Source organism: Rhizobium sp. YIM 134829 (genome assembly GCF_046546455.1).
On the sequence record NZ_JBKHKI010000001.1, the window covers coordinates 19994 to 33965 of the forward strand.

A 13972-nucleotide genomic window follows, 5' to 3' on the forward strand; every position below is an offset into this window, starting at 1 on the left:
TTCAAGGGTCGCGGGTCTCGCCCGCCGGGTGCGTATATGCGGCGGGGTCAGACCCTCTTCAAGGCGAGGCGGCCATGACATTTCAGCAAAGCATGAGACGAGCGACAACCGTCTGTTCCGGACGCAGCACCCGGAGACCACCGCCGCTCGCCCCTGTTCCCCGCGGAACGCCGGGCTGGCCGCGGCTCTGGCAGAACGGGGGTAGGGACGGCCGCGACGCTCCAGGACCGTGGTCCCCTTTCGGCCCCGCCCCTTTCACGGCGGCGGTGGCTGTGTCAAAATCGTTCACTGTCTCGGAAAGAAAGAACCCCCATGTCTTCCCTGATTACCTCCCTCATCACCGCGCGCTGGTTCGGCCTCGTGGCGCGGATCGCGCTCACCTTCATGTTCTGGGCGAGCGGCATTGCCAAGCTCGTCGATTTTGATAACGCCATGGCCGAGATGGCGCATTTCGGCCTGTTCCCGGCTGCGCCCTTCGCACTCGCCGTGGCGCTGACGCAGCTGATCGGCGCGGCGCTGATCATCACCAACCGCTGGACCTGGCTCGGCGCCGGCATGCTTGGCGTGTTCACCGCGCTCACCATCCCGATCGCCCATCCCTTCTGGACGATGGACGAGCCGATGCGCACGCTGGAGTTCTACGTGGTGATGGAGCATTTGACGGTGATCGGTGCGCTGATGGTCGTCGCCTGGAAGTCCGCGCCGGATCACCGGGCTGCCACGGCCGGTGAGGCGGGCCTCGCCGGCGCCTGAGCCACGAAGAGCCTGGGCCGGCCATGGCGGCCGGCCTTGCCCCTGCCCGGCTCAGGCCTGCAGAACGACCACCCGGCCGCCGGGCGTCACGCGCTCATAGAGGTCGATGACGTCGTGATTGAGCATGCGCACGCAGCCGCTCGACATGGCGAGCCCGATCGATTGCGGCTGGTTGGTGCCGTGGATGCGGAACATCGTGTCGCGCCCGTCGCGATAGAGATAGATGGCCCGCGCGCCGAGCGGATTGTTGAGCCCACCCGGCAGGCCGCCGGCATAGCGCAGGTTTCTGTCGGGGTCGCGGCGGATCATGTTGGGCGTCGGCGTCCAGCTCGGCCATTCCGCCTTGCGGCCGATGTAAGCGCTGCCGGCCAACGCATAGCCTTCGCGCCCGACCCCGATGCCGTATCGCATAGCCCGCCCGTCGCCGAGCACATAATAGAGCCGGCGCATCGGCGTATCGACGACGATCGTCCCGGCCGGATGCGCCGTCTCATAGGCCACCTCCTGGCGCCGCAGCTCAGGCTTGACCCGCTCCAGCGGCATGGCCGGCAGCGGGAACTTCTCCTCCGGCCGGGCTGCATAGAGCAGCCGAAAGTTCGGCCCGGTCTCCGCGCAGCCGGCAAGCAGAGCGGAGAAGCCGACGAGAAGCCCGCGGCGGGAAATGGACATGACGATGGCCTCAGCGTGATGATTCTGTGGAGGCCAGAGTGAGGAATTTATGGTTAACGGCAGGTTAAACTGGCGTTCATGAGCGATTGTTGAAATATGGTCGTGATCGTGCTATTGCCACACGAAGGGAGAAAGCAAATGCGGACGACTGTCACGATAGATGACGATTTGCTTGAACGTGCAAAGGAATACTCGGGGATTGATCACACGGGCGAACTCATCCGTGCGGCGCTGACCGAACTTGTTCAGCGCGGGGCTCAAAAGCGACTTGCTGAGCTTGGCGGAAGCGCGCCGGATCTTGTCGCTCCCCCTCGGCGTCGTTTCGGCGTGGAATGATCCTAGCCGACACGTCGATCTGGATCGACTATCTGACGGGAGTAACAAACGGACTCAGGTCTAGACTCGAAAGGGGCGAGGTGCTTATGCACCCCTTCGTCATCGGCGAAATCAGCCTCGGAAACCTGCCGAGCTACGACCGAACGATGCAGAGCTTATGGGATTTTCCACAAGCGATGAGAGCCGCGGACAACGATGTCCTCCGCATGATCCGCGACCACAGGCTCTATGGCCGGGGCATTGGCTATGTCGACGCCCATCTTCTCGCCTCGACGCGGCTGATGAAGGGTGCGCAGCTGTGGACGCGCGACCGGCGACTGGCCGTCCTCGCCGAAGGGTTCGGGGTCGGCTACGTCCCCTAAACCCATTCTACATATTCGGATAAACCGGCCCCTCGCCGCCCTGAGGCGGGACCCAGGTGATATTGCCGTTCGGGTCCTTGATGTCGCAGGTTTTGCAGTGCACGCAGTTCTGCGCGTTGATGACGAAGCTCGGCTCGCCTTCCTTCTCCACCCATTCATAGACGCCGGCGGGACAGTAGCGAGCCGAGGGGCCGGCATAGACATCGTGCTCGGAGCGCTTCTGGAGCTCCCAATCCTTGACCTTGAGATGAACCGGCTGGTCCTCCTCGTGGTTGGTGTTGGACAGGAACACGGAGGACAGGCGATCGAAGGTGAGTACGCCATCCGGCTTCGGATAGGCGATCGGCTTGTGCTTGGCCGCCGGCTCCAGGCTCTGCGCATCGGTCTTGCCGTGCTTGAGCGTGAAGGGCGAGGCGCCGAAGATCTGGTTGATCCACATGTCGAGGCCGCCCAGTGCCACGCCGAGCGCGGTGCCGAACCTCGACCAGAGCGGTTTGACGTTGCGCACGCGCTTCAAATCGCGGCCGATCGGCCCCGAGCGCCATTCGGTCTCGATCTCGCGCACCTCGTCATTCTGCCGGCCGGCGGCGATCGCGGCGGCGATCTTCTCGGCGGCCAGCATGCCGGAGAGCACGGCATTGTGGCTGCCCTTGATGCGCGGCACATTGACGAAACCCGCCGAGCAGCCGATCAGCGCGCCGCCGGGGAAGGTGAGCTTGGGCACCGACTGGTAGCCGCCTTCGGTGATCGCGCGCGCGCCATAGGAGATGCGCTTCCCGCCTTCGAACACGCCGCGGATGCTCGGATGCGTCTTGAAGCGCTGGAACTCCTCGAAGGGCGAGAGATAGGGGTTCTTGTAGTTCAGATGGACGACGAAGCCGACGACCACCTGATTGTCCTCCATGTGATAGAGGAAGGAGCCGCCGCCGGTGGCGAGGTTGAGCGGCCAGCCGAAGGAATGTTGGACGAGGCCCTGGCGATGATGCTCGGGCTTGACCTGCCAGAGCTCCTTGATGCCGATGCCGAATTTCTGCGGCTCGCGACCTTTCGCCAGGTCGAAGCGGGCGATCAACTGCTTGGCGAGCGAGCCGCGCACGCCTTCGCCGATCAGCACATATTTGCCGAGCAGCGCCATGCCGCGGGCGAAATTCGGCCCCGGCTCGCCGCTCTTCTCGATGCCCATGTCGCCGGTCGCGACGCCGATCACGGCGCCGGCGTCGTCATAGAGCAGCTCCGTGGCCGCGAAGCCCGGATAGATCTCGACGCCGAGCGCCTCGGCCTTGGTTGCGAGCCAGCGACAGACATTGCCGAGCGAGACGATGTAATTGCCGTGATTGCCCATCAGCGGCGGCATGAGCGCGTTCGGCAGGCGGATCGAGCCGGCGGGGCCGAGAACGAGGAAATGGTCGGCCGTTACTTCCGTCTTGAACGGGTGATCCGCCTCCTCCCGCCAGCCGGGGAGCAGCGCATCCATGCCGGCCGGATCGACGACGGCGCCGGAGAGGATATGCGCGCCGACTTCCGCGCCCTTTTCAAGCACGACCACGGAGAGATCGGGATTGACCTGCTTGAGCCGGATGGCGGCGGAAAGGCCGGCCGGCCCCGCGCCGACGATGACGACGTCGAACTCCATGCTCTCGCGTTCGGGCAGATCCACCTCAACCATATGCGCCATCCTCGAAGGCTCGGCGGCCTGCGCCGCATGCTGATCCATGGCCCTCATGGCAAATAGCACCCAGCTTGTCGAGCCAAACTGCGACGCAAGCGGACGTGTTCAAGGGAGGGTGATCGGTTTTGGCGGGCGGAAAGGCGACGAGGCCGCCTGGCGGGCGCGAGGTCCTTCCGCTGCCCGCTCAGATCGCCTGCCGCGGCGTGCGTGTTTCCAGCCAGGCAAAGACATCGTCCGGCGTCATGGCGGAGGCGAAGAGATAGCCCTGCGCGACATTGCAACCAAGCGCGGCGATGACCTGGAGTTGGGCAAGGCTTTCGATCCCTTCCGCCAAAAGCTCGATCTTCAGGCTGCGCCCCATGGCGGCGATCGCACTGAACAGCATGCGCGCGGACTCGGATCGTTCGATATCGATCACAAAACGCCGGTCGATCTTCAGGCGTTTGATCTTCAAATCCTGGAGCCGGGCGATCGAGGCATGGCCGATGCCGAAATCGTCGACGGCCAGCGGCACGCCGAGACGCTCCAGGCGTTCGAGTTGCGGCTCCGCCCGCTCGACATCGAGGATCGCATCCTCAGTGATTTCGATTTCCAGCCGCCAGGCGGCGACGACATGGCGCCGCAGGGCGGCTTCCACCAGCGAGGCCACGTCGCATAGTTCGAAGTCCCTCGGGCTGACGTTGACGGCGACGCGGACGTCGCTCATGCCGTGCGCATCGAGCCGCCGCAACATGAGGCAGGCATCCTGAAGCGCGCAGCCGAGCAGAGCCTCGACCTGGTTGGAGCGCTGCGCGGCCTCGACGATGTCGGCCGGCGCGATCAGCCCACGCGTCGGATGGTTCCAGCGAAGCAGCGCTTCGAGCCCGATCACCCGATGATCGGAAACGGCCACCTGCGGCTGGTAGCAATAGCTGATCTGGCCATCGCGAAGGGCTGCGCGCAGCTCGGTCTCGATCTCCTGCTCCTTGCTCGCCCGGGCGGCCAATCCGTCATGGAACATCACCCAGCGATGGCGGCCGGCCCGTTTGGCGGCGTAAAGCGCGATATCGGCGTGCGACATCAGGATATCGGCCGTCTGCCCATGCTGCGGACACAGGGCGACGCCCATGCTGAGGCCGATCTGAGTCCACCGGCTATCGAGCGCGATGGGCACGGTCATCGCACGGATCAAAGCCTGCCCCAGCGCCTCCGCGCCGCCCTCATCCCCATCGAAGACGATGATGAATTCGTCGCCGCCGAGCCGGCCGATCAGGTCGCTGCAACTGGTGACCGAAGAAATGCGCTTGGCAACCTCGATCAGCAGGGCATCGCCCACCGGATGGCCGAACAGATCGTTGATCTGCTTGAAATGGTCAAGATCGAGCAACATCAGGCCGACATGCCGCCCTTTGTTCTCCGAGTCGCCAAGCCGCGCCTGGAGGCGATCGGCAATGGCCGAGCGGTTGAGCAGGCCCGTCAGCGGATCGTGCATGGCGAGGAACTCGAACTGCTGGACGGCCGCCTGGGCGCGATCATTGGCGAGCTCGAGCGACTGGACCAGCTGGCTGCGTTCATGCACCAGCCGCAGGCTGCGAATGAGAAAGGCCTGCTGGCGAAAGGCATTGGCGGACACGAAGAGCGCGAAGATCGTCGTGTTCAAGGCTAGAAAATAGCCGTCTTCCGTTCCGTGCGCGATGAAGAAGGTCACTGAGCCGATCAGCGCGGGAATGGCGTTGAGCAGCGCATAGATCGCGCGAGACGAATAGAGCATGACGGCGCCGGCGGCGGCACCGGCAACGGAGATGGTGGCGGTTGCCCCTGCCCAGACACCGCCAACTTTCCAGCTGAGCAGCGGGATCGCCATCCAGCACAAACCGGCGATGAAACTGCCCACCGCACCATAATTCATGAACAGGTCCGGTCGCCGCTCGACGAGCCCGGCCCGATCGGCAAGGACGATATAGAGCCAGCGGAGGAGCTGGACCGTGGTAAAGATCGCACAGAAGATCCAGATACGCATGTCGTGGCTGTGGACCCAGGCCGTGAGCGCGATCATGGTCAGCGAAAATTCCGCGCTGAGAAATGCGGCGGGGCCACTGTCGCGGATCAACCGCGCCCGGTCCCGTAGCACGAGCGCGTCGATCTCCCGCTCCATCTCCTTGTCTGTATCCATCGAATCCGCCCACCCCAAAACACCCGCACGCCACATTATACAAAAATCTTCTAATAAAGAATCACCTTGCGTCCGCTGATTGTCTTGATTTCGGCCACTCAAATTGTTTCCCAGATGGCTAACCATCTTGACCGGCACCATGCCATCGGAATAGATAGCCATATGGCTAACCTTGATTCGATCTTCCATGGCCTCGCCGATCCCACCCGCCGCGCGGTCATCGCCCGCCTGGCGCGGGGCCCGGCTCCGGTGTCCGAGCTCGCCCAGCCCCATGACATGGCGCTGCCGAGCTTCCTCAAGCATTTGAAGGTGCTGGAGGCCGGTGGGTGGATCCAATCCGACAAGACGGGCCGCATCCGCATCTGCCGTCTCAGACCGGAAACGGCCGCGCTTGCCGAAGACTGGCTCGGCCGGCAGCGCTCGCTCTGGGAGGCGCGTCTCGACCGCCTCGATGCCTTGCTTGCGACAATGAACAGTGGAGGAGAATCCGATGACGCCTGACCCCAAACTCGATCTCGTGCTGGAACGCACCGTCGCCGCCACCCCCGCCCAGCTCTGGCGGGCCTGGACGGAGCCGGAGCTCATGAAGCAATGGTTCGCGCCCAAGCCCTGGAGCGTGGCGCGGGTGGCGATCGAGCCGCGCGCCGGTGGCATCTTCTCCGTGGTCATGGCCTCGCCGGAGGGCACGGAAATGTCGGAGGCGGCCGGCTGCGTGCTTCTCGCCGAACCCGAGCGGCGCCTGGTCTGGACCGACGCCGTCGGGCCGGAGTTCCGCCCCAATGCCGAAAGTTTCATGACCGCAGACATCACGATGGAGGCCGTTAAAGGCGGGACGCACTACCGCGCGCTCGTGCGCCACAAATCGGATGCGGACCGGCAGAAACATGCCGACATGGGCTTCTTCGAGGGCTGGGGCACATGCCTCACCCAGCTCGAAGCCCTGGCCGGCATGCTTTGACGCGGATCCACATGCCCTCACGCCATGGCCGACCGGGCGGACCTGGTCGGTCCTGCGTCATCTCGGCAAACAACGACTTGAGCCATCGGCAGGACGCACCCATACGGATCCTTCTGCCGATGGTGCTTTGGGCCTGCATGCGAAACGCCTGATCGCTTTCTCCGTCGCCCTCTCCTCAACTCTGCGCGTCCTTCACGATCTGCCGCCGCTGGCCGCTTTACTCTGGACGGGAACCACCGAACCATGCTTTGAGGCCCGCGACGGCACGGCGCCTGAGCGCGTGGGGCCGGTCAGGTCGCGCAGACGCCTCCGGGCGTTAGCGGCCCTTCACCCGCAATCGACAGTGACTTCAAGGGAGCACGGGATGCGCCAGGCCCTCGGCTTTGACTTCGGCACCACCAATTCCGTTCTCGCCCGCGTCGAGGGCGGCGAGACGCAGGCCGTCCTCTTCGACAGCCCGGCCGGGCGCTTCGACACGATGCGCACCGCGCTCTCCTTCATGAAGCATGAGGAGCTGGGCGCGGCCGCCTTGCAGGTCGAGGCCGGCCAGGCGGCGATCCGCCGCTTCATCGACAATCCCGGCGAAGCCCGCTTCCTGCAGTCGATCAAGACCTTCGCCGCGAGCCCCCTCTTCCAGGGAACCCTGATCTTTGCCCGAAGGCACGGATTCGAGGATCTGATGCGCGCCTTTGTGGCGCGGCTTGCGGACTATGCCGGCGGCACGCTTGCCGCGCCCGGCACGCGGCTCGTCGTCGGCCGGCCCGTGCGCTATGCCGGCGCCAATGCGGATGAGGCGCTGGCGCTCTCGCGCTATCAGGGCGCCCTGTCGACGTTCGGTTTTGCCGAGATCCATTATGTCTATGAGCCGGTAGCCGCCGCCTTCTATTTCGCCCAAGGGCTGACGCGCGACGCCACCGTCCTCGTTGCCGACTTCGGCGGCGGCACAACCGACTATTCGCTCATCCGCTTCGAAAGCCAGGCCGGGCGCCTCAGTGCCATTCCCGTCGGCCATTCGGGCGTCGGCGTTGCCGGCGATCATTTCGACTTCCGCATCATCGACAATCTCGTCTCGCCGCTGATCGGCAAGGGCAGTCGCTTCCGCTCCTTCGACAAGGTGCTGGATGTGCCCTCCGGCTACTACGCGAATTTCGGCCGCTGGAATCAGCTGTCGATCTTCAAGACGCTGAAGGACTTCGCCGACCTCAAGCAACTGGTGCGCTCGTCGCTCGAGCCGGAAAAGCTCGAAGCCTTCGTGGACCTCATCGAGCATGACGGAGGCTATCCGCTCTACCAGGCGGTGTCCGCTACCAAGATGCGGCTGTCGGCGGAGGAGGAAACCGAATTCTTCTTCGCCCCCCTCGGTGAGCGCAGCCGCCAGACCGTGCGGCGCAGCGATTTCGAGGCCTGGATCGCCCCCGATCTCGCCCGCATCGAGGCGGCGCTCGACGAGGTGCTGGCAAAGACCGAGACCGCGGCCGGCACGGTCGACAAGATCTTCCTCACCGGCGGCACCTCCTTCGTGCCCGCCATCCGCCGTCTCTTCGAGCAACGTTTCGCAGCGGACCGGATCGAGAGCGGCGGCGAGCTGCTGTCGATCGCCCATGGCCTGGCGCTGATCGGCGAGCGCGACGATCTGGAGCGCTGGACGGCCGGTGCGCCCTGAGCGCCCTTTTGCCCCTTCGCCCCCAGCCGCCCTTCTGGTAACCTCCGATCCATGACCGACATCGCGACGATGAGCCCGGCGGAACTGGCCGCCCTCCTGTTCTTCCATGCCGATGCTGGCGTGGACTGGCTCGTCGAGGATGATCCGATCGACCGCATCGCCGCCTTCGCCGCGGCCCGCGCCGCGCCGCCGACCATGCGGGACGCGCAACCCTCTCCTCCGCCCTTGCCGCAAAAAGAGGCAGCCGCGCCAGCCGCGCGCAGAGGCGGCGGCGAAGACGCAAAGCTCGCCGGCGCCCGCCGCATGGCCGTCGCCGTGCCGGATGAGCAGGCAATCGCCGACGCGCGCTTCGCGGCGCAAGCCGCTCAGACCCTGCCCGAACTGCGCGAGGCGATGGAGGCCTTTACCGGCTGCAATCTCAAGAACAGCGCCCGCAGCCTGGTCTTTGCCGAAGGCGACCCGGCGCTCGGCTTGATGATCGTCGGCCCGGCACCGACCGGCGAGGACGATCGCGAGGGACGGCCCTTCACCGGCAAGCATGGCGAAATGCTGGAACGCATGCTGGCGGCGATCGGACTCGGCCGAGAAGCGGTGCTTCTGACCCATATCATTCCCTGGCGGCCGCCAGGCAATCGCGTCCCTTCCGCCCGCGAGATGGAGATCTGCCGGCCCTTCATCGAGCGCCAGATCGCGCTGGCCCGCCCGCGTTTCATCCTGGCCATGGGCAATTTCGCCGCCCGCTTCTTCTTCGGCGGTCAGGACACGATCCACGAGACACGCGGCCATTGGCGCCGCGTGGCAGCGGGCGGCCACGAGACACAGACCCTTGCCACCCTTCACCCGCAGGACCTCCTCTCTGCCCCTATCTGCAAGCGGCTGGCCTGGGAGGATCTGTGCATGGTGAAGGCGGCGCTGTCCGGCGCCGAAGTGATGGACCGAACACCGACGGCCTGAAGCCTCCTGGTTCGAAATTCGCGACGAACGTTATGATGAAGGAAGAATGAACGAAGCCATGCGCCGCCAGCATGGCAGGACCGCGTCGCGCGTCCTTGTGAAAGACCTGCTGCAGCGCAATATGAAGCTACGGGAGGAATGGAATCACTAGGACGACAACCATGACCGCCCGTTACCGCCCTCTGCATAGCGGATTTGAAACGCTCCGCACCGCCAGCCCGGCCCGGCGCGCACCGCATGCGGGCTTCGGCTCCGCCGCCAACGAGCAGATGACCGCCACCGGCTACGCCCGCATCGCGCGCCCCAACACACTCTTCGCGGAATTGATCCAGCGCTAAGCCGCCCCGCCCCGGGCTCGCTCTTTCGGCGGGCCTTGGGCGCTCCAGCCGCGGGCGAACGGTTGCAGTCGAACAAGACGGCACCTTCACCTCTCGAGCCTGCGAACCCTGCCAGCAATGGGCAGAATGCTTCAAGCCTTGGGAAAGAACCCGGATCCGTTCCATCGAGCAACGGTCCTTCATCTCGACACAGAGAACCGGCCATCGAGAAGATGCGGTCGAGCAAATCTCCGGCCCTCAAGATATTCGTATATCATCATTCACTATTGAACCTTTTCGGCCTCGGTCTAGGGTCTCGGTCGATCCACCCTTGCTTCGTGCTGAACCGGCGCTCGGGCGTGCCAGTCGTCGTCCTTGCGGACAAGCAGCCGCTCACTGTGTGGAGGATCGTCGATCATCCGCAAGCGTGCCTTTGACAGGTGCGAAGGAGAGCTCATGCCAACGAAGACGGGGACGAGAGGCAGCGATACGATCGATCTGCGCAACGAGCTGGAGACGCCGCCGGACGGATGGCCCGCGCACCAGGCCTGGTGGATCATCGATGCCAAGCGCGGCGCGGATGTGGTCTATGGCAGCGGCTATAATGACCAGATCTCCGGCGGGGCCGGCAACGATACGCTGAACGGCTTTGCCGGCAACGACTCGCTGGACGGCGGCGCCGGACTCGACCAACTCTTCGGCGGGACGGGCGACGACACGCTCCACGGCGGCGGCGGTGATGATGTGCTGTCCGGCGAGGCGGGCGACGACTGGATAACCGGCGACAATGGCAAGGACAAACTGTCGGGCGGCGATGGCGATGACGGCCTGTTCGGCGGCGCCGGCCGCGATGTCCTCTCCGGCGATGCCGGCAATGACACGCTCTTCGGCGAAACGGGTGCCGACACGATCAGCGGTGGCGCCGGCAGTGACATCCTCATCGGCGAGGCCGGCAACGATATCTACACCTTCGACAGCCTCGGCTTCGACATCATCAACGAAGGCGTGGGCGCTTCCGGCGGAGCACGGACCGGCACCGCCTATGACCGGGCAGACCGGCTCGTCGTCGCCTACACGGCGGCGGATGTCGAGGAGAAGCGTCAGGGCGACGATCTGGTTATCTCCTCGAAAAGCGACCTCGCCGCGGACGGCCACATCGATCACTCCGTCACCATCAAGAATTTCTTCCTCGGCGGCCACTATGTCATCGAAAAGCTCATCACCAGCGACCATGTGACCATCGATCTGACGGGGCTGCTGGTCGTTTGAAGGGCGAGGCAGGGCCGCTTGTTGCCGCCGCTCCCCTTCGGCGGTTCCTCTGCTCCTTGAGCGGAACCCCAACTATGCCGATGCGCGATACACGGGCGGCCTTCTTGACTGGCGAATCTCATCCGGCGTTCATCGGGTTCCCTTCATCTTCGAGGGTGCCGTTCCCGCAATTATGCATCTGGCGGCATAGAAGATCGACCGGAGATTCGGTCCACCGACACCCGTTCGCATTCTGCCTCATAGTCGGCTGAGGTTCGGGGCTCCTTAACCCCGAGATCCGGATGCCAGTCCATATTGGACAACCCGACACTATAGATTTACAACCTTGAGAATAAATTGGCTTGTATTCGCCTACAACCAGGCTCTACTTGCAATTTCAAGACAATATCAGCTCGCTTTTTAATGAAAATTGACAAATAAATGTTGATTATTAAATGTTAATCAATTAGTGTTTATTGACATCAGTTCTAGCTCGCCCCTTTAATAACTTGGCGGACCTGACACCGTTCTTGTGCGCTTTGTGCACAAGGCTTCGCGTGCCGATCTGGCGAGCGTCATCGATGTTCGAATTGATTGACGAGAATCTCGAGATTGAGGAGGACTGCACATGCCGACTGCAAATGGGACAAATAACGCTGATACAATTGATTTAAGAAGCCAGACCTATGCCCCGCCCGCTGGATGGCCAAGCGGTCAAGCCTGGTGGCAGGTCTATGCCCTTAGCGGCAACGACACCGTCTACGGAAGCACCTACAATGACTATGTCGACGGCGGAGACGGGAACGATACGATCCTTGGCTACGCAGGCAACGACAATCTCGACGGCGGAAATGGCGTCGACACCATCTCCGGCGGAAGCGGGAATGACACACTTCGCGGAGGCTCTGACGGAGATACGCTCTTCGGCGATGACGGAAACGACTGGCTCTGGGGGGACGACGGTAACGACACAGCCTATGGAGGCCTCGGAGACGACGTCTTGATCGGCGGGACGGGAGGCGACGTCCTTAAAGGTGGCTCCGGCGATGACGATGTCTATGGCGATGCCGGGAGTGACAGCCTCTACGGCGAAGCAGGAAACGATTGGCTTTTCGGAAACTCAGGAAATGACCAGTACGTCTTCAACGGCAGCGGCCATGATCTTGTCAACGATGGCGTTGAGAATACCGGCTCTGCGCGGACTGGCACCGTCTATGACACACAAGATACGCTTCTCGTGAGCTATACTGCAAATGACTGGCGATGGGCAAAGAGTGGCAACGACCTCCTGATCGTTTCACAGGCTGACTATAATGCCGACGGGGACTTCGACCACAGCGTGACGATCAAGAATTTCTATCTTGGGGGCCACTATGTGATCGAATTCCTAAAACCGTCGGATGGTCCTGCATTTGACCTCACGAGCTTACTGCTCGTTTAATACCGGAGGCTCAAGCACGGGAGGCGGGATCGTCTGGAGTTCCGCCTTTCGCTCAGGAATGCTTAACGGCCGTTTGCTGCCTGAGATACTCCGCTCTCTTCTGCTTGAGGTCTTGTGCTTGCGCCTGGAGTCGTTCCTGCTCCTCCCGGAGCCCCGCCCAGTCGATTGTTGATTGTGGCGGCGTCAAAGGGGGCAGGCTTTCGAAAGCTCTCTGGCTGATTGCCGTCGCGCTTTTGTTCAGACGGCCCCCTGTCAGCTTCGCAATAGCATCAGCTCTTGCCTGTGCCAGATCTGGTCCATTGGTGCCGTTTATGCTGTCGGGAAGCAGACCTCTCAGACGCGCGCTGACGACATCGTCGTCAGTCGTGACAACGCCCTGATTGTCGATCGTCGCGACGATCTGTCCGGCAATGGTGATCGTTGCATAGGTCATCAACGCCGGACTTTTTCGGTTTTCTTCGAGGGACCGCGCGAACTCGGCCTCCGAAGGCGGCACCAGATATCTCCGCTTCAGGCTTTCGATATCCGGCTCCAAGAAAGACAACGCCGTTTGATAATCCTCTTCTGCCATTTCCCAAAACTTGACAGGTTTGGCTGTCAGGTGACCGACATGAAATGTTATCTCTTGGCCGCCGGCCCGGATCTTGTAGCTTGGCTGAACAGCGGAAGGGTTTCCGTCGACGAGCTCAATCGGGCCACAAAAAAGGGGATCAATGCGCCTCCCATTCTCCGCCGGCGCTCCACTGGGCGCCGCGGGTGCTGATCCCGAAGCAGAAGGACGCGGCAGCGACTGCATTCCCGTGTGATAGTTTGGTGATTGCACCGTTATCATGACATCTCTCCTTTCGCTTTTTAAAGATTAGCTGATCTAACTTGCGTCAATCTTAAGCTGTTTTTGCGGAAATTAATTTAAGCTGACGATTGCATCGCTTTTCTCTATGCTGCAGAAAACGTGCCCCCTTTCACCGACTATCGTTCCTCCTTTCACCAGGGTCAGGCAGGTGTGGAACGGACCCAGCGATTCCGCGTTGATCCACGGTCAGGGGAGTGTCGGATGACCGAAGTCGAAGCTGGGTGTCTGTGTGGGCGGGTGCGGCTTGTCGTGTCGGGTGAGCCCTTTCGGGTCGGCCTCTGCCATTGTCTCGATTGCCGCAAGCACCACGGCACGCTGTTTCATGCCAGCGCGATCTTCCCCGAGGCGGCGGTCCGCATCAGCGGCGAGACGAAGGCCTATCGAGATCGCCATTTCTGCCCGACCTGCGGCTCCTCGGTCTTCTCCCGCTCAGGCGACGAGATCGAGGTCGGGCTCGGTTCGCTGGACGTGACGGATCAGTTCGTGCCGACCTATGAGCTCTGGACCATCCGCCGCGAATCCATTCTGCCGCCCCTGCCGCTCGCCCACCACTATCCGCACGACCGCGAGACCGAAGGGCGGCGCGAAGAGTAAGCG

The 13972-nt window shown here is 63.1% G+C and carries 15 protein-coding genes; 11 read left to right on the forward strand and 4 right to left on the reverse strand.

Going from position 1 to position 13972, the window contains the following annotated elements; translation table 11 throughout:
• Nucleotides 1-312 precede the first annotated feature (312 nt).
• Entirely contained in the window at nucleotides 313-753 is a 441-nt protein-coding gene (locus tag ACLE20_RS00130; protein WP_410938228.1) for a DoxX family protein, read from the forward strand.
• A 51-nt stretch (nucleotides 754-804) separates the two neighbouring features.
• Here ACLE20_RS00130 and ACLE20_RS00135 read toward each other — a convergent pair whose 3' ends face one another.
• The gene (locus tag ACLE20_RS00135) at nucleotides 805-1422 is read right to left on the reverse strand and encodes a L,D-transpeptidase (protein ID WP_410938229.1); all 618 of its coding nucleotides are present in this window, start codon (nucleotides 1420-1422) and stop codon (nucleotides 805-807) included.
• Nucleotides 1423-1560: 138 nt separating this feature from the next.
• Between ACLE20_RS00135 and ACLE20_RS00140 the strand changes: the two genes are divergently transcribed.
• Nucleotides 1561-1758, forward strand: coding sequence for a type II toxin-antitoxin system VapB family antitoxin (locus tag ACLE20_RS00140; protein WP_410938230.1), 198 nt, complete (start codon nucleotides 1561-1563; stop codon nucleotides 1756-1758).
• Nucleotides 1755-2120 (forward strand): type II toxin-antitoxin system VapC family toxin, encoded by a 366-nt coding sequence (locus tag ACLE20_RS00145; RefSeq protein ID WP_410938231.1) that lies wholly within the window; start codon nucleotides 1755-1757, stop codon nucleotides 2118-2120. The genes ACLE20_RS00140 and ACLE20_RS00145 overlap by 4 nt, the downstream gene beginning before the upstream one ends.
• A 7-nt stretch (nucleotides 2121-2127) precedes the next feature.
• Here the strand turns inward: ACLE20_RS00145 and ACLE20_RS00150 are convergent, their stop codons facing one another.
• Entirely contained in the window at nucleotides 2128-3786 is a 1659-nt protein-coding gene (locus ACLE20_RS00150) for an electron transfer flavoprotein-ubiquinone oxidoreductase (RefSeq protein ID WP_410938232.1), read from the reverse strand.
• 187 nt (nucleotides 3787-3973) lie between these two features.
• Nucleotides 3974-5941, reverse strand: coding sequence for a putative bifunctional diguanylate cyclase/phosphodiesterase (locus ACLE20_RS00155; RefSeq protein ID WP_410938233.1), 1968 nt, complete (start codon nucleotides 5939-5941; stop codon nucleotides 3974-3976).
• A gap of 162 nt (nucleotides 5942-6103) precedes the next feature.
• Between ACLE20_RS00155 and ACLE20_RS00160 the strand changes: the two genes are divergently transcribed.
• The 7 genes from ACLE20_RS00160 (at nucleotide 6104) to ACLE20_RS00190 (ending at nucleotide 12522) form a co-directional block, all read left to right on the forward strand.
• Nucleotides 6104-6442 (forward strand): ArsR/SmtB family transcription factor, encoded by a 339-nt coding sequence (locus ACLE20_RS00160; RefSeq protein ID WP_410938234.1) that lies wholly within the window; start codon nucleotides 6104-6106, stop codon nucleotides 6440-6442.
• Nucleotides 6432-6899, forward strand: a complete 468-nt coding sequence (locus ACLE20_RS00165; protein ID WP_410938235.1) for an SRPBCC family protein — start codon at nucleotides 6432-6434, stop codon at nucleotides 6897-6899. The genes ACLE20_RS00160 and ACLE20_RS00165 overlap by 11 nt, the downstream gene beginning before the upstream one ends.
• A 364-nt stretch (nucleotides 6900-7263) precedes the next feature.
• Nucleotides 7264-8562 carry an Hsp70 family protein gene (locus ACLE20_RS00170; RefSeq protein WP_410938236.1) on the forward strand — a complete coding sequence of 433 codons (1299 nt, stop codon included), beginning with the start codon at nucleotides 7264-7266 and terminating at the stop codon, nucleotides 8560-8562.
• A gap of 51 nt (nucleotides 8563-8613) precedes the next feature.
• Entirely contained in the window at nucleotides 8614-9516 is a 903-nt protein-coding gene (locus ACLE20_RS00175; RefSeq protein WP_410938237.1) for a uracil-DNA glycosylase, read from the forward strand.
• 161 nt (nucleotides 9517-9677) lie between these two features.
• Complete coding sequence (locus ACLE20_RS00180) at nucleotides 9678-9854, forward strand: hypothetical protein (protein ID WP_410938238.1); 177 nt, start codon at nucleotides 9678-9680, stop codon at nucleotides 9852-9854.
• Nucleotides 9855-10289: 435 nt separating this feature from the next.
• The gene (locus ACLE20_RS00185; RefSeq protein WP_410938239.1) at nucleotides 10290-11102 is read left to right on the forward strand and encodes a calcium-binding protein; all 813 of its coding nucleotides are present in this window, start codon (nucleotides 10290-10292) and stop codon (nucleotides 11100-11102) included.
• A 607-nt stretch (nucleotides 11103-11709) separates the two neighbouring features.
• The gene (locus tag ACLE20_RS00190; protein ID WP_410938240.1) at nucleotides 11710-12522 is read left to right on the forward strand and encodes a calcium-binding protein; all 813 of its coding nucleotides are present in this window, start codon (nucleotides 11710-11712) and stop codon (nucleotides 12520-12522) included.
• A gap of 52 nt (nucleotides 12523-12574) precedes the next feature.
• On the opposite strand, the gene ACLE20_RS00195 is transcribed toward ACLE20_RS00190, so the two are convergent.
• Nucleotides 12575-13354, reverse strand: a complete 780-nt coding sequence (locus tag ACLE20_RS00195; RefSeq protein ID WP_410938241.1) for a hypothetical protein — start codon at nucleotides 13352-13354, stop codon at nucleotides 12575-12577.
• A gap of 222 nt (nucleotides 13355-13576) precedes the next feature.
• On the opposite strand from ACLE20_RS00195, the gene ACLE20_RS00200 reads away from it, so the two are divergent.
• Nucleotides 13577-13969, forward strand: a complete 393-nt coding sequence (locus ACLE20_RS00200; protein ID WP_410938242.1) for a GFA family protein — start codon at nucleotides 13577-13579, stop codon at nucleotides 13967-13969.
• The last annotated feature ends 3 nt before the right edge of the window (nucleotides 13970-13972 follow it).

Excerpts from the sequence above, each read along its gene's own strand:
- ACLE20_RS00130 (WP_410938228.1), top strand. The coding sequence starts at position 313 with ATGTCTTCCCTGATTACCTCCCTCATCACCGCGCGCTGGTTCGGCCTC.
- ACLE20_RS00180 (WP_410938238.1), top strand. The coding sequence starts at position 9,678 with ATGACCGCCCGTTACCGCCCTCTGCATAGCGGATTTGAAACGCTCCGC.
- ACLE20_RS00185 (WP_410938239.1), top strand. The coding sequence starts at position 10,290 with ATGCCAACGAAGACGGGGACGAGAGGCAGCGATACGATCGATCTGCGC.
- ACLE20_RS00190 (WP_410938240.1), top strand. The coding sequence starts at position 11,710 with ATGCCGACTGCAAATGGGACAAATAACGCTGATACAATTGATTTAAGA.
- ACLE20_RS00170 (WP_410938236.1), top strand. The coding sequence starts at position 7,264 with ATGCGCCAGGCCCTCGGCTTTGACTTCGGCACCACCAATTCCGTTCTC.
- ACLE20_RS00195 (WP_410938241.1), bottom strand. The coding sequence starts at position 13,354 with ATGATAACGGTGCAATCACCAAACTATCACACGGGAATGCAGTCGCTG.
- ACLE20_RS00140 (WP_410938230.1), top strand. The coding sequence starts at position 1,561 with ATGCGGACGACTGTCACGATAGATGACGATTTGCTTGAACGTGCAAAG.
- ACLE20_RS00150 (WP_410938232.1), bottom strand. The coding sequence starts at position 3,786 with ATGGTTGAGGTGGATCTGCCCGAACGCGAGAGCATGGAGTTCGACGTC.
- ACLE20_RS00145 (WP_410938231.1), top strand. The coding sequence starts at position 1,755 with ATGATCCTAGCCGACACGTCGATCTGGATCGACTATCTGACGGGAGTA.
- ACLE20_RS00160 (WP_410938234.1), top strand. The coding sequence starts at position 6,104 with ATGGCTAACCTTGATTCGATCTTCCATGGCCTCGCCGATCCCACCCGC.
- ACLE20_RS00155 (WP_410938233.1), bottom strand. The coding sequence starts at position 5,941 with ATGGATACAGACAAGGAGATGGAGCGGGAGATCGACGCGCTCGTGCTA.
- ACLE20_RS00135 (WP_410938229.1), bottom strand. The coding sequence starts at position 1,422 with ATGTCCATTTCCCGCCGCGGGCTTCTCGTCGGCTTCTCCGCTCTGCTT.
- ACLE20_RS00165 (WP_410938235.1), top strand. The coding sequence starts at position 6,432 with ATGACGCCTGACCCCAAACTCGATCTCGTGCTGGAACGCACCGTCGCC.
- ACLE20_RS00200 (WP_410938242.1), top strand. The coding sequence starts at position 13,577 with ATGACCGAAGTCGAAGCTGGGTGTCTGTGTGGGCGGGTGCGGCTTGTC.
- ACLE20_RS00175 (WP_410938237.1), top strand. The coding sequence starts at position 8,614 with ATGACCGACATCGCGACGATGAGCCCGGCGGAACTGGCCGCCCTCCTG.